Source organism: Mesorhizobium sp. ANAO-SY3R2 (assembly GCF_042466635.1).
GTDB lineage: Bacteria > Pseudomonadota > Alphaproteobacteria > Rhizobiales > Rhizobiaceae > Aminobacter.
In genome coordinates, this window is sequence record NZ_CP159955.1 from 4277722 (window position 1) to 4297624 (window position 19903).

Consider the following 19903-nt stretch of genomic DNA (forward strand, 5'->3'; position numbering starts at 1 on the left):
CGGTCGATGCGGCTGACCTCGTTTTCGGTTTCCGGCTACCGGTCGCTCAAGCAGATCAGGCTTGACCTCGGCCAAGTCTCGATCTTCGTCGGCGAGAACGGGGTCGGCAAGTCCAACCTCTATCGTGCCCTCCAACTCATCAAGGCCTCGGCCGAGGGCAGGCTGGCCCGCGAAATAGCGGGCGAAGGCGGCATGGCCTCGGCCCTTTGGTCCGGCAAGAGGCGAATGGGGCAGCCTGTCCGCATCGTCATCGAGGCCGAGTTCCTCGATGACGAGACCGCGGCGAAATATACCTACAAGGTGGAGATCGGCCTGCCGCCTCCGGTGTCCGCGGGGTTCGCCTTCGAGCCCCACGTCAAGGACGAGACCCTGGCCGTGGACGCCGGGCGGCGCCCGGTCGAGATGATGACCCGCAAGGGCCAGGCCATCTTCGCCCGCGATGCCGATGGCCGGCGCGTCGAGCATCCCGAGCGCATCCTGAACTCCGAGACGGCGCTGGCCCTGCTCGGCGGGGCGGGGCGCTACCCCGAGATCGGCGACCTGCGCGCCGCATTGAGCGGCTGGCGCTTCTACCACGGCTTCCGCACCGACGCCGAATCGCCGGTCCGCCGGTCGGCGCTGGCGACGACGTCGCCGATGCTCGACGAGGACGGCGCGAACCTCGCCGCCGTGTTTGCGACGCTGAGGCATATCCGCGGCGACACCGTCGAGCTCGACCGTTGCATCGCCGAGGCACTGGGTGGGGCTCAGCTCGACGTGCCGGTGCCGGCCCAGACCGCGACCTTCGGCCTGGTCCTGCCGGAATTTCCGCAGCGCATCTTCCGGCCGCAGGAACTGTCAGACGGGCAAGTGAGGTTCCTGGCGCTTGCCGGCGCGCTGATGTCCTACCGGCTGCCCAAGCTGATTGCGCTGAACGAGCCCGAAGCGAGCCTGCATCCACGCATGATGCCGGCCCTTGCCGACATGATCGCGGCGGCCGCCGAGCGCACCCAGGTGTGGATCGTCACCCACTCCCGTGAACTGGCCGACCTCGTGCGTGAACGGACCGGGGCAAGGGCGCTGACGGTCATGCGCCGCGACGGCGCGACAACGATCGAGGGGATGCGCGCAACCGGGATGATGCCCGAGGAAGACTGACCAGCTATTGGTCGCAAAAAAAGCCGGCGCATCGGATGCGCCGGCTCTTTGCTTTCGGATTAAGGGAATCAGCCGATCTTCTGGCCGGTTTTGGCCCAGTCGGCCAAGAACATCTCGAGGCCCTTGTCGGTCAGAGGGTGCTTGACCAACGCCTTGAGCGTTGCCGGCGGAATGGTGGCGACGTCGGCGCCGATCATTGCCGCGCGCTTGACGTGCTCGGTCGAGCGGATCGAAGCGACCAGGATTTCGGTGTCGAAGCCGTAATTGTCATATATGTGGCGGATCTCGGCGATCAGTTCCATGCCGTCGACGGCCATGTCGTCGAGACGGCCGACGAAGGGCGAGATGAAGGTGGCGCCCGCCTTGGCGGCGAGAAGGGCCTGGTTGGCGGAGAAGCACAAGGTGACATTGACCAGACGGCCGTCAGAGGTCAGCGAGCGGCAGGCCTTGAGGCCGTCGAGGGTGAGCGGCACCTTGATGCAGATGTTGTCGGCGATCTTCGACAGGATCGCCGCTTCCTTCATCATCTCGGAATATTCGGTCGCGGTGACCTCGGCCGAAACCGGACCCTCGACGATGTCGCAGATTTCCTTGGTCACTTCGTGGATGTTGCGGCCCGACTTGAGGATCAGCGACGGATTGGTGGTGACGCCGTCGAGGAGGCCGAGCTCGTTGAGCTCACGGATTTCCTTGACGTCGGCGGTGTCGACGAAAAACTTCATGGCATGCTCCTTGGCGATTGCGGGGCACCTGCGCGGCGCCAAACCTGCTGGCCTTTGCTCTAGCCGAAGTTCGGGGCAAGGTCACGCGTCATGACTGCCGATTCGCCAACAAGAAGGGCCGCCCCCGTGCTCGTGCCGATGCCGGCCGAGCGCGCCTACTCCTATGCGGTGCCCGAGGGCATGGTGGTGGTGCCAGGCTCGATCGTGCGGGTGCCGCTCGGCCCGCGCGAGGTTGCCGGCATCGTCTGGGACGGGCCGGTCGAGGCGGTCGATCCGAAAAAGCTCAGGCCAATCGCCCATCTTTTCGATTGCCCCCCGGTCGACGAGCAGATGCGCCGCTTTGTCGACTGGGTGGCCCAGTACACGATCTCGCCGCCGGGCATGGTGGCGCGCATGATCCTGCGCGCGCCGGAAGCCTTCGATCCGGAACCGTGGACCGAGGGCCTCAGGCGCACCGAGGCCGAGCCGGACCGAATGACGGCGGCGCGGGAACGCGTTCTCGAGATGGCAAGCGACGGCATGGCCTGGACCCGCTCCGGCCTGGCGCACGCCGCCGGCGTGTCCTCGACCGTCGTCGAGGGGCTTCGGGCGCAAGGCGTGTTCGAGACGGTGATGATCCCGCCGCGACCAGTGGTGGCCGCGCCCGACCCGTCCTATGCCGGCGCCGAGCTGACGGGCGACCAGGCCACGGTGGCAGCAAAGCTGCGCGAGCAGGTCGCGGCCGACCGCTTTGGCGTCACACTCATCGACGGCGTCACAGGCTCGGGCAAGACGGAAGTTTATTTCGAGGCGGTGGCGGCAGCACTCGAGAAGGGCAAGCAGGTGCTGATCCTGCTGCCCGAGATCGCGCTGACCCAAGCCTTCCTCGAGCGCTTCCAGAACCGCTTTGGGGCCAAGCCGGCGGAGTGGCACTCGGACCTGCCGCCCAGGATGCGCGAGCGCGTCTGGCGCCAGGTGGCGGAAGGTGGGGTGCGGGTGGTTGCCGGCGCGCGCTCGGCGCTGTTTTTGCCGTTCAACAATCTCGGCCTGATCGTCGTCGACGAGGAGCACGACCCTGCCTACAAGCAGGAGGACCGCGTCTTCTACAACGCCCGCGACATGGCGGTGGTCCGTGCCCACATCGGCGGCTTCCCCGTCGTGCTGGCGTCAGCGACGCCCTCGGTCGAAAGCCGCGTCAATGCCGAGCAGGGCAAGTATGCGCGGTCGGTCTTGTCGGCGCGCTTCGCCGAAGCGGCGCTGCCGCGGCTGGTGACCATCGACATGCGCCGCTCGCCGCCGGCGCGCGGCGGATTTTTGTCCCCCGTCCTCCTCGGTAAGATGCGGGAGAATCTCGGCCGCCAGGAGCAGTCGCTGTTGTTCCTCAATCGTCGCGGCTATGCGCCGCTGACGCTCTGCCGGGTCTGCGGCCACCGGTTCGGCTGCCCGGTCTGCTCGGCCTGGCTGGTCGAGCACCGCTTCCGCGGCCAACTCGTCTGCCACCATTGCGGCCACAACGAAAGGCGCCCCGAAGCTTGCCCGGAATGCGGCACTTTCGATCACCTCGTCGCCTGCGGACCCGGTGTCGAGCGTATTGCAGAGGAGGTCGTGTCGCATTTTCCCGACGCGCGCACCATCGTGCTGTCGTCGGACATGCTGGGCGGGGTGAAGCGGCTGAGGCTCGAGCTCGAGGCGATCGCCAATGGCGAGGCCGACATCGTCATCGGCACCCAGCTTGTCGCCAAGGGCCACAATTTTCCCAACATGACGCTGGTCGGCGTGGTCGATGCCGATCTGGGGCTCGCCAATGGCGATCCGCGCGCCGCCGAGCGCACCTACCAGCTGTTATCGCAGGTGACGGGGCGGGCAGGGCGCACCGGCAAGAAGAGTATAGGCCTGCTGCAGACCTTCCAGCCCGACCATCCGGTGATGCGGGCGATCGTTTCGGGCGATTCGGAGGCCTTCTATGACCGCGAGATCGCCGAGCGCGAGCGTTCGGCCTTGCCTCCTTTCGGCCGCCTCGCCGGCATCATCGTCAGTGCCGCGACCCGTCCCGAGGCGGAAAGTCATGCGCGCGGGCTGCGGCGGGCGGCACAAACCGCTCAGGACGTGCATGTGCTCGGCCCGGCCGAGGCGCCGTTGGCGCTGGTCGGCGGCCGCCATCGCTTCCGGCTCTTGGTGCAGGCAGACCGCAAGGCGGATATCCAGGGCTACATCAAGGCCATGCTTGCGGCAGGTCCCAAGGTGCGCGGCTCGGTGCGCGTGCAGGTCGACATCGACCCGCAGAGCTTTTTGTAGGGTAGACGTTCTCGGGCCGCCCGTCTGATGAGCTACGACGCGCCGATCACGCGTCCAGCAACGTCGAGAACGGATCGAGGTGGGTGATGCCCAGCGGCTCGAAATGCCGCCCGTTCACCGTCAGCAGCGATAGGTCGTGTGCCTCCGCGGTTGCGGCTATCAATATATCCGCCAAGCTCGGATGGCGGCAGTGGGCTACGGCGATGTCTTCCATCGCGCCGGCAATCCTCGCGACTTGCGCGTCGACGGCCAGGATGTGGTCGCCGAAATCGGAAAGCAGGACATCAAGCCATGCGGTGAGCCGCTCGGCGCGCGCAGTTCCGCCGGAACGACGCAGCTTGCTTATGCCTTTCTCCAGTTCGGCTACCGTAACGCTGGATATGAACAGCGTTTCGGCCTCGCCCTGCGCGGTCATCCAATCCGACAATGCTTGCGAAACCGATTTTCTCTCGGCGGCCAAAGCCCATAGGACCGACGTGTCCAGCAGGTAACCTGTCACAGATCTACCTCGCGCATTGGCGAATCATTGCGGTCGAACTCCGCTCCGCCTGGTAAGCTCAAAAGAAAGGCGCCGAGATTGGGCTTTTGTTCGGGGTAGAGGCGCTCCGCGTCGCTGACCGGAACGACCACAGCCGCAGGCTTTCCGTGCTTGGTGATGATGGTCGGCTGGCCGCGCTCGGCCGCCTCGACCAACGCCGAGAACCCCGCTTTCGCGTCCCGAACCTGCATCCTTTTCATGGCGCCTCATTCCTATGGTTTCACATGGTCGTAATATAAGTTCAGCCAAGTGAAAATACCCACGCACAGTCGCGGGGGTCTCTTGGAACGCCCTTCGCATTGGTCGAGTTTGCACGCTATGATCGCCAAGGATTCGCGCCCTGCGCAGCTGCCGAAATCGAAAACGATTCTCGGAAAGCAGGATGTGCAGGTTCAAATTGTTGGAGCGACCTTTGCGCGTCCGAGAAGATTCGCGGCGCTCTATTCGGAGGGGAATACATGGAGTTTGGATTTCCGTGGCCGACGAGCCAGGGGGCGTGGCTGGCCTGGAGCTCGGCTGTCGTCACGCTGCTGTTCGGCGTGATCCTGTTCTTCGCCCCTAGAATCGCCTTCCGTCTGCTCAGGCTGCAGCCCCGTCCCGACAATCCCGAGGCGATCGCGCAAGGGCGCGCCACCATGGCCGGCTTTTTCCTTGGCGTCGGCCTGTGCACGATCCTGCTGGCCCAGCCCTGGCTCTACATCGCGCTTGGCGTCTCCTGGCTGTTCGCTGCATTCGGCCGAGTCGTGGCGATGATGTCGGATGGCGCCAATACGCCCTATAACTGGGTGGCGATCGTCATCGAGTTGACGTTGGCGGTACTTCCCTTAGGCTTTGTTTTCGGCTTCTGGCCGTAAAACGCCGCATCAAGACACGCAGAACAAGCGGGATGCGACAATAGTGCCATAATGGCTGTTAGAGGACGTGTTGCGGTCCTCAAAAGCCTGTGCTAGACGGCATTCGACTTTCGGCCGGGGGGATGCGGCTGACGCGAACCCCGGGGTCAAAAAAACGCAGTAAGGTCAAAGATTTAGCTGGAGTCTAACGCTCGCGCCAATAATCTTTCGGCCTGTCAGATAAGAGAAAAGACGGTCCGTGACCCAATCTTCCTCGCCAATCTCCGGTGTTGCTGAGCGATATGCTGGTTCGCTCTTCGAGCTCGCGCTCGAAGCGGGTGCCGTGGCTCAGGTCGAAGCCGACCTCGGACGTTTCGCAGCACTGCTCGATGGCAATGCCGATCTCGACCGCCTGATCAAGAGCCCGGTCTTCTCCAGCGACGAGCAGGAAAAGGCCATTGCGGCGATCGCCGACAAGGCCAAGATCACTGGCTTGGCTGGCAACTTCCTCCGTCTTGTGGCGAGCAACCGTCGCCTGTTCGTGCTGCCCAGCATGATCGCGGCGTTTCGCCAGATCGCTGCGGCGCATCGCGGCGAGATTGCTGCTGATGTGGTCGCCGCGCACCCGCTGACGGCGGCCCAGGAAACCGAGCTCAAGGCGGCGCTGAAGAGCGTGGCCGGCAAGGATGTGGCGATCTCTGTCGCGATCGACCCCTCGTTGCTTGGCGGCCTGGTCGTCAAGATGGGCTCGCGCCAGATCGATACGTCGCTCAAAACCAAACTCAATTCGCTCAAGCTTGCACTGAAAGAGGTCGGCTGATGGACATCCGCGCCGCGGAAATTTCCGCAATTTTGAAAGACCAGATCAAGAATTTCGGCAAGGAAGCCGAAGTCTCCGAAGTCGGTCAGGTTCTGTCGGTGGGTGACGGTATCGCCCGCGTCTACGGTCTCGACAACGTCCAGGCGGGCGAAATGGTCGAGTTCCCGGGCGGCATCCGCGGCATGGCGCTGAACCTCGAAAGCGACAACGTCGGCGTGGTTATCTTCGGTGCCGACCGCGACATCAAGGAAGGCGACACCGTCAAGCGCACCGGCGCCATCGTTGACGTGCCCGTCGGTCCTGGCCTTCTCGGTCGCGTCGTTGACGCCCTCGGCAATCCGATCGACGGCAAGGGCCCGATCGTGGCCGCCGAGCGTCGCCGCGTCGACGTCAAGGCGCCCGGCATCATCCCCCGCAAGTCGGTGCATGAGCCGATGTCGACCGGCCTCAAGGCCATCGACGCGCTCATACCGGTTGGTCGCGGCCAGCGCGAGCTGGTCATCGGTGACCGTCAGACCGGCAAGACCGCCATCATTCTCGACACCATCCTGAACCAGAAGGCCATCCATGTGGCCGGTCCGGACAAGGAAAAGCTGTTCTGCGTCTACGTCGCCGTCGGCCAGAAGCGCTCGACCGTCGCGCAGTTCGTGAAGGTGCTCGAAGAGCGCGGCGCGCTCGAATACTCGATCATCATCGCTGCTACCGCGTCCGACCCGGCGCCGATGCAGTTCCTGGCTCCGTTTGCCGGCTGCGCCATGGGCGAATATTTCCGCGACAACGGCCAGCATGCGCTGATCGGCTATGACGATCTGTCCAAGCAGGCCGTCGCCTATCGCCAGATGTCGCTGCTGCTGCGCCGCCCGCCGGGCCGTGAAGCTTACCCGGGCGACGTCTTCTACCTGCACTCCCGCCTGCTCGAGCGTGCGGCGAAGCTCAACGACGAGAACGGCTCCGGTTCGCTGACCGCGCTGCCCGTCATCGAGACCCAGGCCAACGACGTGTCGGCCTACATTCCGACCAACGTGATTTCGATCACCGACGGCCAGATCTTCCTCGAGACCAACCTGTTCTTCCAGGGCATCCGTCCTGCCGTGAACGTCGGTCTGTCGGTGTCGCGCGTCGGCTCGGCCGCTCAGGTCAAGGCGATGAAGCAGGTCGCCGGCTCGATCAAGGGCGAGCTCGCGCAGTACCGCGAAATGGCGGCCTTCGCGCAGTTCGGCTCGGACCTCGATGCCGCTACCCAGCGTCTGCTCAACCGCGGTGCGCGCCTGACCGAGCTGCTCAAGCAGCCGCAGTTCTCGCCGCTCAAGACCGAAGAGCAGGTCGCGGTGATCTTCGCCGGCGTCAACGGCTATCTCGACAAGCTCGCCCTGAACAAGGTCGGCAAGTTCGAGCAGGGTCTGCTGGCGTACATGCGCTCGGAAGGCAAGGACGTCCTCGATGCTATCCGCGTCGAGAAGGCGCTGAGCGACGATCTGCGCGGCAAGCTCAAGGCTCACATTGACGCTTTCGCGAAAAACTTCGCCTGACACTGACGGATAAGGCATGGCCTCGCTAAAAGACCTCCGCAACCGCATCGCCTCCGTGAAGGCGACGCAGAAAATCACCAAGGCGATGCAGATGGTCGCCGCGGCGAAGCTGCGTCGCGCCCAGGAAGCTGCGGAAGCCGCGCGTCCCTACTCGCAGCGCATGGGTGCGGTTCTCGCGAACATCGCCCAGGCGGTCGGCGGCGATGGCGATGCTCCGGCCTTGATGACTGGAACCGGCAAGGACGACGTGCATCTGCTCGTCGTCTGCACGGCCGAGCGTGGCCTTTGCGGCGGCTTCAACAGCCAGATCTCGCGTCTGGCTCGCGATCACGTCCGCAAGCTCCAGGCGACCGGCAAGACGGTAAAGATCATCACCGTTGGCAAGAAGGGTTACGACGTCCTGCGTCGCGACTTCGCCTCGCTGATCATTGATCGCGTCGAGTTGCGCGACGCCAAGCAGGTCGGCTTCGTTCACGCCGACATGATCGCGAAGAAGGTGATCACCCTGTTCAACCAGGGCGCCTTTGACGTCTGCACGCTGTTCTACTCCGAGTTCAAGTCGGTGATCAGCCAGATTCCGACCGCGCAGCAGCTCGTTCCGGCCGCGGCCGGAGCGACCACTGATGCTTCGGCTTCGAGTGGCGCGATCTACGAATACGAGCCTGAGCCGAGCGAAATTCTGGGCGACCTCATTCCGCGCAACATTTCGGTGCAGATCTTCCGTGCGCTGCTCGAGAATGCTGCTGGTGAGATGGGTGCCAAGATGAGCGCGATGGACAACGCCACGCGCAACGCCGGCGACATGATCAATAAGCTGACGATCACGTACAACCGCCAGCGTCAGGCTCAGATCACCAAGGAACTGATCGAGATTATTTCGGGCGCCGAAGCGCTCTAGGCACGCAGGACCGCGCCGCAAGGTGGGCTCGCGTGAAACAAGGAACGGACACAGAGGTTAGAACGATGGCTAAAGCAGCTACTCCGAAAGCCGCGGCGGAAAAGGCCCCGGCAGCAAAGAAGGCGGCGCCCGTGAAGGCGGCCGATGCCACGGCGGCAGGCCGCGTTGCCCAGGTCATCGGCGCCGTCGTCGACGTGCATTTCGATGGCGAGCTGCCGCCGATCCTGAACGCTCTCGAAACCGACAACGGTGGCAACCGCCTGATCCTCGAGGTTGCCCAGCACCTCGGCGAAAACACCGTTCGCTGCATTGCCATGGACATCTCGGAAGGCCTCGTTCGTGGCCAGCCGGTCCGCGACACTGGCTCGCCCATCATGGTTCCGGTCGGTGACGAGACGCTCGGCCGCATCATGAACGTCATCGGCGAGCCGGTTGACGAAGCCGGTCCGGTCAAGACCAAGTCCAAGCGCGCCATTCACCAGGAAGCGCCTGCCTATGTCGACCAGTCGACGGAAGCGCAGATCCTCGTCACCGGCATCAAGGTTGTCGACCTGCTGGCACCTTACGCTCGCGGCGGCAAGATCGGCCTGTTCGGCGGCGCCGGCGTCGGCAAGACCGTTCTGATCCAGGAACTGATCAACAACGTCGCCAAGGCGCACGGCGGTTACTCGGTGTTTGCCGGCGTCGGCGAGCGCACCCGCGAAGGCAACGATCTCTATCACGAAATGATCGAGTCGGGCGTCAACAAGGACCCGCACGAGAACAACGGCTCGACCGAAGGTTCGAAGTGCGCCCTGGTGTTCGGCCAGATGAACGAGCCCCCGGGCGCCCGCGCTCGCGTCGCTCTCTCGGGCCTGACCATCGCCGAGCACTTCCGCGACCAGGGCCAGGACGTGCTGTTCTTCGTCGACAACATCTTCCGCTTCACCCAGGCGGGTTCGGAAGTGTCGGCTCTGCTCGGCCGTATTCCTTCGGCCGTTGGCTATCAGCCGACGCTGTCGACCGACATGGGCCAGATGCAGGAACGCATCACCACCACCAACAAGGGCTCGATCACGTCGGTGCAGGCGATTTACGTGCCTGCCGACGACTTGACCGATCCGGCGCCGGCGACCTCGTTTGCCCACCTTGACGCGACGACGGTTCTCAACCGTGCGATCTCGGAAAAGGGTATCTACCCGGCCGTCGATCCGCTCGACTCGACCTCGCGCATGCTTGATCCGCTGATCGTCGGCGAAGAGCACTACGCGGTCGCCCGTCGCGTCCAGGAAATCCTCCAGCGCTACAAGTCGCTGCAGGACATCATCGCCATCCTGGGCATGGACGAGCTGTCGGAAGAGGACAAGGTGACGGTTGCCCGCGCCCGTAAGGTCGAGCGCTTCCTGTCGCAGCCGTTCTTCGTCGCCGAAGTGTTCACCGGCTCGCCGGGCCAGCTCGTGCCGCTCGAAGACACGATCAAGAGCTTCAAGGGCCTGGTCGAAGGCGAATACGATCACCTGCCGGAAGCTGCCTTCTACATGGTCGGCGGCATCGACATGGCGATCGAGAAGGCCCAGCGCCTGGCTGCGGAAGCAGCGTAAGTAAAAGCCGCGGTGCGGGCCCTAGGGCCCGCACTGTTGCCCGATCACTGCCCGCACTCCCGGGCATGTCTCTTCGGAAGTCCGTCCAAGCGTTTGTGAGACATCATGGCTGAAGCTTTCAAATTCGAACTGGTCTCGCCCGAGCGTCTGCTCGTCTCGGCGCAGGTCGAGTCCGTCGTCATTCCGGGTTCGGAAGGCGAGATGACCGTGATGGCCAAGCATGCGCCGGTCATGACCACGATCAAGCCGGGTGTCGTCACGGTCAAGGCCGTTGGCGGTATGGAAGAGCGTTACGTCGTGTTCGGCGGATTTGCCGACATCGTTCCGACGGGCTGCACGTTGCTCGCCGAATCGGCGACGCCGGTGAAGGAAATCGACCGCGCCGCACTGCTGCGCCGCATCCAGTCGGCCAAGGAAGATGTGGCGGACGCCAAGGACGATCAGCTCCGCAGCAAGGCGGAAGCCTATCTCAATCACCTGTCGACGCTGGAAGCGGCCATCTGAGGCTTTTCGCCGAACGGCTTTTTCAATAGCGAACAATGGTTTGAAGCCGTCGGTAACTCCGGCGGCTTTTTGCTTTGCGGCTTATGCGCTGGGCAGTTTCCCCACGAGGTGTGCGCGATATGGTTTGGCAATCTTAAGTTGTATAACCATCGTTGACATGCACGCGAAAGTAGCATCCAGTGTCAACCACAACGGATCCGTGGGGGGAGGGTGCGGTGGAGTCGTCAGGGGTGGCCGTTCACAGAACGCGCCTGGAACTGCTATGGATCAACAAGCACGAGCGGCCACGGCTCGAGCCGCGCATCCTGATCGAGGAGCCCAAGCGGTCTTATCCACAGGGCACGCAGTCGGCGGAGAATAGGCTCATCCATGGAGACAACCTGCTGGCGCTGAAAGCGCTGGAGCAGGAATTCACGGCCAAGGTGAAGTGCTGTTTCATCGATCCGCCCTACAACACTGGCAGTGCGTTCGCCCAGTATGATGACGGCATGGAGCATTCTCTCTGGCTGGGGCTGATGCGCGACCGGCTGGAACTGATCCGCAGCCTTCTTGCGCCCGATGGCTCGCTGTGGATCTCGATCGATGACAACGAGGCTCATTATCTCAAGGTGCTGTGCGACGAGATTTTCGGCCGCCGCAACTTTGTCGCCAACGTGGTCTGGCAGAAACGGACCTCGCCCGACGCCCGATTGCGGTTAGGCGACGCGCACGACCACATTCTTGTCTATGCGAAGAACGTGGATCGTCTCGCCTTGAACCGTGTTCCGCGAAGCGACCGCCAAAGGAAGTCGTTCAGGAATCCGGATCAGGACCCGCGGGGGCCATGGGCGTCGTCGGACTATTCGGCTCAAGGGTACCGGCCGAACCAGATGTATGAGATCGTGACACCGGGTGGAGCGACCTACCGTCCGCCAGTTGGGACGTGCTGGAAAAACACCGAGGAGGTCTTCCGTAGCCTGGTCGCCGACAATCGTATCTGGTTTGGCAAGGACCAAATGGGCGTGCCACGGCGCAAGACTTTCCTGTTCGAACGCGAGGACGTTGCCGCCTGGAGTTGGTGGGACAATGGTGAAGTCGGGCACAATCAGGAGGCGAAAAAGGAAAGCATAGCCCTGTTCGGTGCGGAAAACGCCTTCGCCACGCCGAAGCCCGAGCGGTTGTTGCGCCGGGTGCTGGATATCGCCACCAATCCCGACGACCTTGTCCTCGATTCCTTCGCCGGCTCGGGGACTACGGGTGCTGTCGCGCACAAGATGGGACGACGGTGGATCATGGTCGAACTCGGCGACCATTGCGACAGTCATATCATCCCCAGATTGAAGAAGGTCATCGACGGAGCGGATATTGGCGGGGTGTCGCAGGCTGTCGGCTGGGCAGGGGGCGGGTCGTTTCGCTACTATCGCCTGGCGCCGTCGCTCCTCGAGAAAGATGCATTTGGGCAAGCAGTGCTCGCACGCGGCTATGATGAGCGCATGCTGAGCGAGGCGGTCTGCAAGCTGCAGGGGTTCACCTACGCTCCGAGCGAAATGATCTACTGGCAGCATGGCTATTCGACCGAGCGCGACTTCATCTATGTCACGCGCCGGCAGTTTTCAGCGGCTGAACTCTTGCTGTTGAGCGAGGAGGTCGGACCGAGCCGCAGTCTCCTGGTCATGTGTCGCGCCTTCAGCGGGAATCCGGCCGGCCTGCGCAACCTGACTGTTCGGAAAATCCCCAGGGAGTTCCGTGACAATTGCGAGTGGGGCCGCGACGACTACAGTTTCGTGAATTTCCGGGATGGCAGCATGTCAGCTCACGTCTCGCCCAAGATCTGAAGAGCAGGTCTCGGAAGCCGGGGGCGGCGCCATGGACAACGAAAGAGTGGCTGCGATAGCGGGGCGGTTGAGCCTGCGACCACCGCAAAGGCAGGCGCTCGCCGTCCTCGACCAGCTGACCCGGTTCTTGCCGTTGCGCCGAACATCAGGGCATGTGCCGTCGGAGCTGCGGGACGCGTTGGCAAGCGTCAACGCCTTCTATCCGGCAGTCAGCGATTTCGAACGGGACTTTCCGAGTCTTTGCTTCGCGCTTGCCACGGGCGTCGGCAAGACGCGGCTGATGGGCGCGTTCATTGCTTACCTGCATGATGTGCACCGGATCCGCAATTTTCTTGTGTTGGCGCCCAATCTGACGATCTACGACAAGCTTATCGCCGACTTTACGCCGGGCAGCCCAAAATATGTGCTGAAGGGCATTGCCGATTTCGCCTTGTCGCCACCGACGATCACCACGGGCGACAACTACGAGCGACAGATTGCCGGGGGCGGCCGGCTCTTCCCCGTCGCGATCAACATCTTCAACATCGCAAAGCTGAACGCCGAGGTTCGCAGCGGCCGGGCACCGCGGATCAGGAGCTTCCGCGAAGAGCTCGGAGAAAGCTATTTCGACCACCTCGCGGGGCTCGACGACCTCGTGCTGAATCGCATCGCTATCGCGGCACGGCGGGCCTGCGCGTGCTGAATGAACTGAAGCCGCTGCTCGGTCTTGAGCTTACGGCCACGCCGTTCATCGAGTCGCCTCGTGGGCGGCAGCCGTTTCGCAATGTGGTCTACGAGTATCCTCTTGCGCGTGCGATGGAGGACGGTTTCGTCAAAGAGCCGGCAGTGGTCACGCGCGAGAACTTCAATGCATCAAGCATGTCGGCCGACGCGCTCGAACGGCTCAAGCTCGACGATGCCATCCGGCTGCATGAAAATACCAAGGCCGAGCTCCAGAGCTATGCGCGGCAGACCGGCCAGGCGGTGGTCAAGCCGTTCGTGCTGGTCATCGCGCGCGACACCACGCATGCAGCATCGCTGACCAATCTGGTTGCCTCAGCCGCGTTTTTCGAAGGCAGATACGCTGGCAAGGTCATCCAGGTTGATTCAAGCGCCAGGGAGGAGGAAACGATTGCCCGGCTGCTCAAGGTCGAATCGGCCGACGAGCCGACCGAAATCGTCATCCATGTGAACATGCTGAGGGAGGGGTGGGATGTCACCAACCTCTACACCATCGTGCCATTGCGAGCGGCAAGCGCTCACACATTGGTTCACCAGACCGTGGGACGGGGCCTGCGCCTGCTCTATGGCCAGCGCACGGGCGTGTCGGCGGTCGACAGGCTGAACATCGTCGCCCATGACCGCTTCCAGGAAATGATCGAGGAGGCACGCAAGCCGGGTTCGCCGCTGCGGCTCCGCGAGGTTGTGATCGGCGAGGACAATTTCGCGCAACGGCCGATGGTGGTGGAGTGCGCGCCAAATCTGCTTGCCCGTCTTGGCCTCCGCCCTGACCATCTGCCGGCGGGCTGTGCCGTGATGCCGTCAGTGTTCGGGGCCGAAGAGTTGCCTGCCGCGGTCGCCACCTGGCAGCTCATTTGCGAACGTGAGGCGGGTTCCGACAGGATTGGCTCCATCGAGCATCTGAGAAGTGCCGATGTCCTCGACGCACTCGCCACAGAAGTCGCACGACGCTGCCGAACGCCGGCCGGCCACGCTACGCCAGAGCTAGCGAAGACCGTAGCAACGGTCGCAGAGCTGGTGATCGAGCAGACAATCGCGATCCCCAGAATCGTAGTGGGGCCGAGAGGGCAGTCCAGGGCGGCATTCCAGTGGTTCCGGCTGGATGTCAGCAGGCTGCCGCGATCTGAACCGGACGAGGTGCTGTGGGCGTCGCATCTGCGGACCGGAAAGGTCGACCGCTTGTCGACGGCGAGCACAGGCGCTGACGCTAAAAGTCCCGAGGATCAGCTTGTCCGCCGTCTTAGCGATTTTAACGACGTTGCCTATGATGCCTGCGCGGAGTTGCTGCACGATCTGGCAGGCCAGGTGCTGCGCCACTTGCGGGGCTTGATGGGCGAAGAGGAGGTTCGCCGGGTGCTGCGCCTGCGCGGAGAGGAAATTGCCGCGCTCGTGCATGCGCAGATGCAGGAGCACGTGCTTTGGCAGCAGGCAACCTGCCAAGAGGTGGCGATCACCCGTGGGTTCACCGCCTTGCGATGCAGCGCTTTTGCCACGATTGCCGGAGAGTTACCTGTCGACTTCCGCCTGTCGGTGTCTGACAAGAGCAAGATTTCACGGCACCTGTTCTTCGGCTTTCACCGCTGCCTTTATCCGATACAAAAGTCCGATTCCGAAGCCGAGCGCAGGATGGCCCTTATTCTCGACCGCGAGGCAGACAAGTGGCTCCGACCGGCACGGGGCCAGTTCCAGATGTTCTATCGGCTGGGCGCCGAAGAAGCGGAGTATGTGCCTGACTTCGTTGCCGAATACAAAGATCAGGTCCTGCTGATCGAAACCAAGGCAGCCACAAGCTTGCAAGACGCCGATGTCCGCGCCAAGCGCGACATCGCCGTCACCTGGTGCGCACATGCGAGTGACTATGCACGAATGCATGGGGGCAAGCCGTGGACCTATCTTCTCGTTCCACACGATGCCGTCTTGGAAAACATCACGATAGCGGGCCTCGTCGGTGCGTGGCGCGAGACAATTGCTCCGACCGCACTGTTCCCGGCGATAACCTGATGCTCATTGCTTGCGCTTGGCCTGCGCGTTCTGCCACTCGGCATAGAGATCAGGCTGACCTGCCGGCCGGACCGGCACATAGGCGATCTTCATCGACTGTTCGGCAAAAGGCTTTGCCAGATCCGCATAGACTGCGGCAGTCGACAGCCCAAACGCTTCGCCATCCTCGTTGGAATAGGCGTAGGCCACCTCGGCCGCACCCGCTATCCGCATCGCCGCCATGCACATCGGGCATGGGTTGCCGCTTGCATAGACGGCGCAGCCCTCAAGGCTCGGCGACCCGAGTGCTCGGGCCGCAGCGCGGATTGCCGACATCTCGGCGTGGGCGGTCGGATCGTTCGTGGACAGGACCTCATTGACCCCCGTCGCGATGACATTGCCGTCCTTGACGACAACAGCCCCGAAGGGGCGGCCACCACGGCCGATGTTCTCGCGCGCCAGTTCGATTGCCTGGCAAAGGAAACGTTCCGAGTTAGCCATCAGTCCTCTCTACTCGCTGCCCGCTCCAAATGGTTTCTCCGACGGTTGCTGCCGAGTCCAAATTGCTGAGCCGGCCAAACTACAGCTTGGCTTCCCAAGGCGATGAACACTCGTTTAGCTTTCATATTTCGAGCACTTGCCGGCTATTGGAAGTCCCGTTTGCTTATTCGTCGCAACATTTTACTGCGGGCACTGAAATTTCGGGTTGAATATCCTATGGCCATAGCATCCATTCCGTGTTTGATATACATTCGTCGGCAATTCGTAGCCCAGCGGGGGCAATGGCAACGAAGTCGGGAAGCCTTCTGTGAAAGGTATTATATTAGCTGGTGGAAGTGGAACCAGACTCTTCCCTGCCACGTTGGCAGTATCAAAACAGATATTGCCGATCTATGATAAGCCGATGATCTACTATCCGCTTGGCGTACTCATGCTTGCGGGTATTCGCGAGATTATGGTTATTTCGACGCCGCGCGATTTGCCGCTGTTTCAGGAGTTGCTCGGCGACGGATCGGCGTTCGGCGTTTCCTTCTCCTACGCGGTGCAGCCGTCGCCGAATGGTCTCGCGGAAGCGTTCATCATCGGGCGTGATTTTATCGGCGAAAGTCCGGTTGCGCTGATCCTCGGCGACAATATCTTCTACGGTGAGGGCCTTTCGAGACGTTGCCGCGAGGCAGTCGCCCGCACGGACGGCGCGTCGGTATTCGCCTATCAGGTTGAAGATCCGCAACGTTATGGCGTGGTCTCGTTCGACCGGACGACGCAGCAGGCGCTGTCGATTGAGGAGAAGCCGGCTCGACCGTGCTCAAACTGGGCGGTGACCGGGCTCTATTTCTACGACAATGGCGTGGTGGATATCGCTTCGTCGATGAAGCCGTCGGCGCGCGGCGAACTCGAAATCACCGATGTCAACCGCGCCTATCTCGAGCAGGGCAGGCTACATGTCGTTCGTCTCGGCCGCGGATATGCCTGGCTCGACACCGGCACGCATGACAGTCTGCACGAGGCATCGTCCTTCGTGCGGACCATCGAGCATCGTCAGGGCATCAAGATCATGTGCCCGGAAGAGATCGGCTTCGAACTGGGCCATCTGACCGAAGATCAGGTCTTGCGTCGCGCCGCTTCGCTGGGCCAGACCGATTATGCCCGCTATCTCGAACGCAGGGTGAGAGAGATAGCCCATGGTTGAGGTGCGAGCTCTTGGCCTCGAAGGCGTCTACGTGATCCGGCCGCCCAAATTCGAGGATGACCGCGGCTTCTTCTCCGAGACGTGGAATGCCGACAAGCTGGCCCAGGCCGGCATCGCCGTCGATTTCGTCCAGGACAATCATTCGCTTTCGCGCCCGCGCGGCGTGATGCGTGGACTGCATTTCCAGACACCGCCATTCGCCCAGGACAAGCTCGTGCGAGTGCTTAGCGGCGCGGTGTTCGATGTCGCGGTCGATATCAGACAGGGCTCGCCGACATTCGGCCGGTGGGTGGGTGTGACGCTGTCCGAAATGGCCTGGAACCAGATCCTGGTGCCGAAGGGCTTTGCTCACGGGTTCGTCACGCTCGAGCCCGACACCGAGGTCGCCTACAAAGTCTCGGCACCTTATTCGCAGCCACATGACCGCACGCTTCGCTTCGATGATCCGGCCTTGTCGATCGACTGGCCAGTGCCGGCAGACAAAATGATCCTCTCCGCCAAGGACGCTTCAGCACCCTTCCTGGCCGACGTCGAAACGGGGTTCGTCCACTCTTGAAACACTCCCCTCCCACAACGGTTCTCGTTACCGGCGGCGCCGGTTTCATCGGCTCGGCTGTGTGCCGGCATCTCGTCGGTACCGGCCGCTATCGCGTGGTCAATCTCGACAAGCTGACCTATGCCGGCAATCTGATGTCGCTGCGCGATCTCGAAGGCCATCCGTATTACAAGTTTTGTCGCGCCGATATCTGCGACACCGACGCCGTCAGGCAAGTTTTGGCCGCCGAGAAGGTCGACCGCATCATGCACCTGGCGGCCGAAAGCCATGTCGACCGGTCGATCGACGGGCCGATGGCGTTCATCTCCACCAATGTGGTGGGCACGGCAAGCCTGCTGTCTGCGGCGCTCGATCATTGGCGCGGCCTCGATGAGCCGCAGCGCAAGGATTTCCGGTTCCATCACGTCTCCACCGACGAGGTGTTCGGCGACTTGCCCTTCGATTCAGGCGTATTCACCGAGCAATCGCCCTACAGGCCGTCGTCGCCCTATTCGGCGTCGAAGGCCGCGTCCGATCATTTCGTTCGCGCATGGCACGAGACCTATGGGCTGCCCGTCGTCCTCTCCAATTGCTCCAACAATTACGGGCCGTATCATTTTCCGGAGAAACTGATCCCGTTGGTCATTGCCAATGCACTCGATGAACGTCCGTTGCCGGTCTATGGCAAGGGAGCCAATGTGCGCGACTGGCTGTTTGTCGAAGACCATGCCCGCGCACTGGAAGCGGTCATGTCCAAGGGGCGTGCCGGCGAAAGCTACAACATCGGCGGCCGAGCCGAACGCACCAATCTCGAGGTGGTCGAGACCATTTGCCGCCTGCTGGATGCACGCCGCCCGCGCGCGGGCGCGCGCTCCCATCTCGACCTCATTGCATTCGTTGCCGACCGACCGGGGCACGACCGGCGCTATGCCGTCGATCCGACCAAAAGCGAGCACGAACTGGGCTGGGTGCCGCTGGAGACCTTCGAGAGCGGTCTCGCCCGAACGGTCGACTGGTATCTGGAAAACGGCTGGTGGTGGCGGCCGATACGGGAACATCGTTTCGACGGCGCCCGCCAGGGACTGGTCGGCGCGAAGTGAGGGTTCTGGTCACGGGCACTGCAGGCCAACTGGCGCGTGCGCTTGCGGAGCGGGCACAGGGGCAGGCGAATGTCGAGGTCATCCTCGTTGGCCGGCCGGAGCTTGATCTGGAAAATCCGGCCTCATTCGCGCAGGTTCTGCGCCATTATTCCCCTGACATGCTCATCAACGCTGCCGCGCACACCGCTGTCGATGCGCAGGAGGGCGAGGCCGAACGCGCTTTCAGAATCAATGCCGAGGCACCGGCGGAAATGGCGCGGCTGACGCGGCTGGCAGGCATCCCCATGGTCCAGGTTTCGACGGACTACGTCTTCGACGGCACCTCTGCGCGGCCCTATGTCGAGACGGATCGGCCCAACCCGCAAACGGTCTATGGTCGCAGCAAGCTTTCCGGCGAAGAAGCGGTTCGTGCCGGAAACCCGGATCATCTGGTCATCAGGACCGCCTGGGTGGTCAGCCGCTACGGGCGCAATTTCATCAAGACGATGTTGAATGCAGCGCAAGCACGCGAAAGGCTCCAGGTCGTCGCCGACCAGTTTGGCAGCCCCACCGAGGCACATGACCTGGCTGACGGCTTGCTGGTGGCCGCGCGCTTCTGGCGCAACCATGGCGGCTTTCCGCAGGGGCGTTATCATCTCGCCGGGCAAGGCAGGGCAAGCTGGTATGAGCTGGCTGCGCAGGCGCTTGCGTCGAGCCGATCCGTCGGAGGGCCGTCAGCCCTGATCGAGCCGATAGGCAGCGACCAATGGCCGACGAAGGCAGTGCGGCCGGCAAATTCCGAGCTCAACTCGGACGCCTTCGAGCGGGATTTTGGTTATCGCGCGGGAAACTGGTGGCAAACAGTCTCGGCGTTGGTGGCCGAATTGGTCGAGCCGGAGGCCAAGGCGAAGAACCGGCAATCAAGGCCATGAGGGCGGCGGTAGGCACCCCAAGTTTCTGCTTTGTGTCGAACAAGCCCGAGTAAATATAAAAATTTCTGGAAATTAGCTTTTACATGGCGAAATAGAGTCGTCAGCGATTTGATAGATTACGTAGTTGCCGAACTAGATAGCATATGTGATATGAGTCTCGTTGCCTGGCCTAGTGTTTTTATGCGTAAGTCGGTTTTAATGTGTGTCGGTTGAGTCTTCGAGTCGTGAAATCTTGAATATAGGCATCAACTAATATTAAAGGTGATCGAATACATATCATCGCAGGAATTCATACGATTTTGTCCGTCGTCAATCCCA

General features: G+C 62.5%; 19 protein-coding genes. 15 read left to right on the top strand and 4 right to left on the bottom strand.

The window, feature by feature from the left end; translation table 11 throughout:
* The first annotated feature begins 6 nt into the window (after positions 1 to 6).
* Entirely contained in the window at positions 7 to 1137 is a 1131-nt protein-coding gene (locus ABSY17_RS25340; protein WP_378947141.1) for an AAA family ATPase, read from the top strand.
* 68 nt (positions 1138 to 1205) lie between these two features.
* On the opposite strand, the gene fsa is transcribed toward ABSY17_RS25340, so the two are convergent.
* Complete coding sequence (gene fsa, locus ABSY17_RS25345) at positions 1206 to 1859, bottom strand: fructose-6-phosphate aldolase (protein WP_378947144.1); 654 nt, start codon at positions 1857 to 1859, stop codon at positions 1206 to 1208.
* Between the two features lie 90 nt (positions 1860 to 1949).
* On the opposite strand from fsa, the gene ABSY17_RS25350 reads away from it, so the two are divergent.
* The gene (locus tag ABSY17_RS25350) at positions 1950 to 4133 is read left to right on the top strand and encodes a primosomal protein N' (RefSeq protein ID WP_378947146.1); all 2184 of its coding nucleotides are present in this window, start codon (positions 1950 to 1952) and stop codon (positions 4131 to 4133) included.
* Between the two features lie 46 nt (positions 4134 to 4179).
* On the opposite strand, the gene ABSY17_RS25355 is transcribed toward ABSY17_RS25350, so the two are convergent.
* Together ABSY17_RS25355 and ABSY17_RS25360 are read right to left on the bottom strand one after the other, a co-directional pair.
* Positions 4180 to 4632, bottom strand: coding sequence for a type II toxin-antitoxin system VapC family toxin (locus ABSY17_RS25355; protein WP_378947149.1), 453 nt, complete (start codon positions 4630 to 4632; stop codon positions 4180 to 4182).
* The gene (locus tag ABSY17_RS25360; RefSeq protein WP_378947152.1) at positions 4629 to 4871 is read right to left on the bottom strand and encodes a type II toxin-antitoxin system Phd/YefM family antitoxin; all 243 of its coding nucleotides are present in this window, start codon (positions 4869 to 4871) and stop codon (positions 4629 to 4631) included. Before ABSY17_RS25360 ends, ABSY17_RS25355 begins: the two co-directional genes overlap by 4 nt.
* Before the next feature lie 258 nt (positions 4872 to 5129).
* On the opposite strand from ABSY17_RS25360, the gene ABSY17_RS25365 reads away from it, so the two are divergent.
* From ABSY17_RS25365 to ABSY17_RS25405, 9 genes are all read left to right on the top strand, one after another.
* Positions 5130 to 5525, top strand: coding sequence for a DUF4345 family protein (locus ABSY17_RS25365; RefSeq protein WP_378947155.1), 396 nt, complete (start codon positions 5130 to 5132; stop codon positions 5523 to 5525).
* A gap of 238 nt (positions 5526 to 5763) precedes the next feature.
* Positions 5764 to 6324, top strand: a complete 561-nt coding sequence (locus tag ABSY17_RS25370; RefSeq protein WP_378947158.1) for a F0F1 ATP synthase subunit delta — start codon at positions 5764 to 5766, stop codon at positions 6322 to 6324.
* Complete coding sequence (gene atpA, locus ABSY17_RS25375) at positions 6324 to 7853, top strand: F0F1 ATP synthase subunit alpha (protein WP_378947161.1); 1530 nt, start codon at positions 6324 to 6326, stop codon at positions 7851 to 7853. Before ABSY17_RS25370 ends, atpA begins: the two co-directional genes overlap by 1 nt.
* A gap of 16 nt (positions 7854 to 7869) precedes the next feature.
* Positions 7870 to 8751, top strand: coding sequence for a F0F1 ATP synthase subunit gamma (locus ABSY17_RS25380; RefSeq protein WP_378947163.1), 882 nt, complete (start codon positions 7870 to 7872; stop codon positions 8749 to 8751).
* 65 nt (positions 8752 to 8816) lie between these two features.
* Positions 8817 to 10331 carry a F0F1 ATP synthase subunit beta gene (atpD, locus tag ABSY17_RS25385; RefSeq protein ID WP_378947166.1) on the top strand — a complete coding sequence of 505 codons (1515 nt, stop codon included), beginning with the start codon at positions 8817 to 8819 and terminating at the stop codon, positions 10329 to 10331.
* A 105-nt stretch (positions 10332 to 10436) separates the two neighbouring features.
* A complete protein-coding gene (locus tag ABSY17_RS25390; RefSeq protein ID WP_378947169.1) occupies positions 10437 to 10835 on the top strand; it encodes a F0F1 ATP synthase subunit epsilon in 399 nt (132 codons plus the stop codon).
* A gap of 230 nt (positions 10836 to 11065) precedes the next feature.
* Positions 11066 to 12649, top strand: a complete 1584-nt coding sequence (locus ABSY17_RS25395; protein ID WP_378947172.1) for a site-specific DNA-methyltransferase — start codon at positions 11066 to 11068, stop codon at positions 12647 to 12649.
* Between the two features lie 46 nt (positions 12650 to 12695).
* Complete coding sequence (locus ABSY17_RS25400) at positions 12696 to 13331, top strand: DEAD/DEAH box helicase family protein (RefSeq protein ID WP_378947175.1); 636 nt, start codon at positions 12696 to 12698, stop codon at positions 13329 to 13331.
* Entirely contained in the window at positions 13325 to 15370 is a 2046-nt protein-coding gene (locus tag ABSY17_RS25405; RefSeq protein ID WP_378947178.1) for a DEAD/DEAH box helicase, read from the top strand. The genes ABSY17_RS25400 and ABSY17_RS25405 overlap by 7 nt, the downstream gene beginning before the upstream one ends.
* A 3-nt stretch (positions 15371 to 15373) precedes the next feature.
* Here the strand turns inward: ABSY17_RS25405 and ABSY17_RS25410 are convergent, their stop codons facing one another.
* On the bottom strand, positions 15374 to 15850 hold the full coding sequence (locus tag ABSY17_RS25410) for a nucleoside deaminase (protein WP_378947181.1): 477 nt from the start codon (positions 15848 to 15850) through the stop codon (positions 15374 to 15376).
* A gap of 307 nt (positions 15851 to 16157) precedes the next feature.
* On the opposite strand from ABSY17_RS25410, the gene rfbA reads away from it, so the two are divergent.
* Genes rfbA through rfbD form a run of 4 tightly spaced genes read left to right on the top strand, consistent with a single transcriptional unit; the run spans position 16158 to position 19585 of the window.
* A complete protein-coding gene (gene rfbA, locus ABSY17_RS25415) occupies positions 16158 to 17039 on the top strand; it encodes a glucose-1-phosphate thymidylyltransferase RfbA (RefSeq protein WP_378947183.1) in 882 nt (293 codons plus the stop codon).
* Positions 17032 to 17595: a dTDP-4-dehydrorhamnose 3,5-epimerase gene (rfbC, locus tag ABSY17_RS25420; protein WP_378947185.1), complete on the top strand. Its 564-nt coding sequence runs from the start codon at positions 17032 to 17034 to the stop codon at positions 17593 to 17595. Before rfbA ends, rfbC begins: the two co-directional genes overlap by 8 nt.
* A complete protein-coding gene (gene rfbB / locus ABSY17_RS25425) occupies positions 17592 to 18674 on the top strand; it encodes a dTDP-glucose 4,6-dehydratase (protein ID WP_378947188.1) in 1083 nt (360 codons plus the stop codon). Before rfbC ends, rfbB begins: the two co-directional genes overlap by 4 nt.
* On the top strand, positions 18671 to 19585 hold the full coding sequence (rfbD, locus tag ABSY17_RS25430) for a dTDP-4-dehydrorhamnose reductase (protein WP_378947191.1): 915 nt from the start codon (positions 18671 to 18673) through the stop codon (positions 19583 to 19585). The genes rfbB and rfbD overlap by 4 nt, the downstream gene beginning before the upstream one ends.
* The last annotated feature ends 318 nt before the right edge of the window (positions 19586 to 19903 follow it).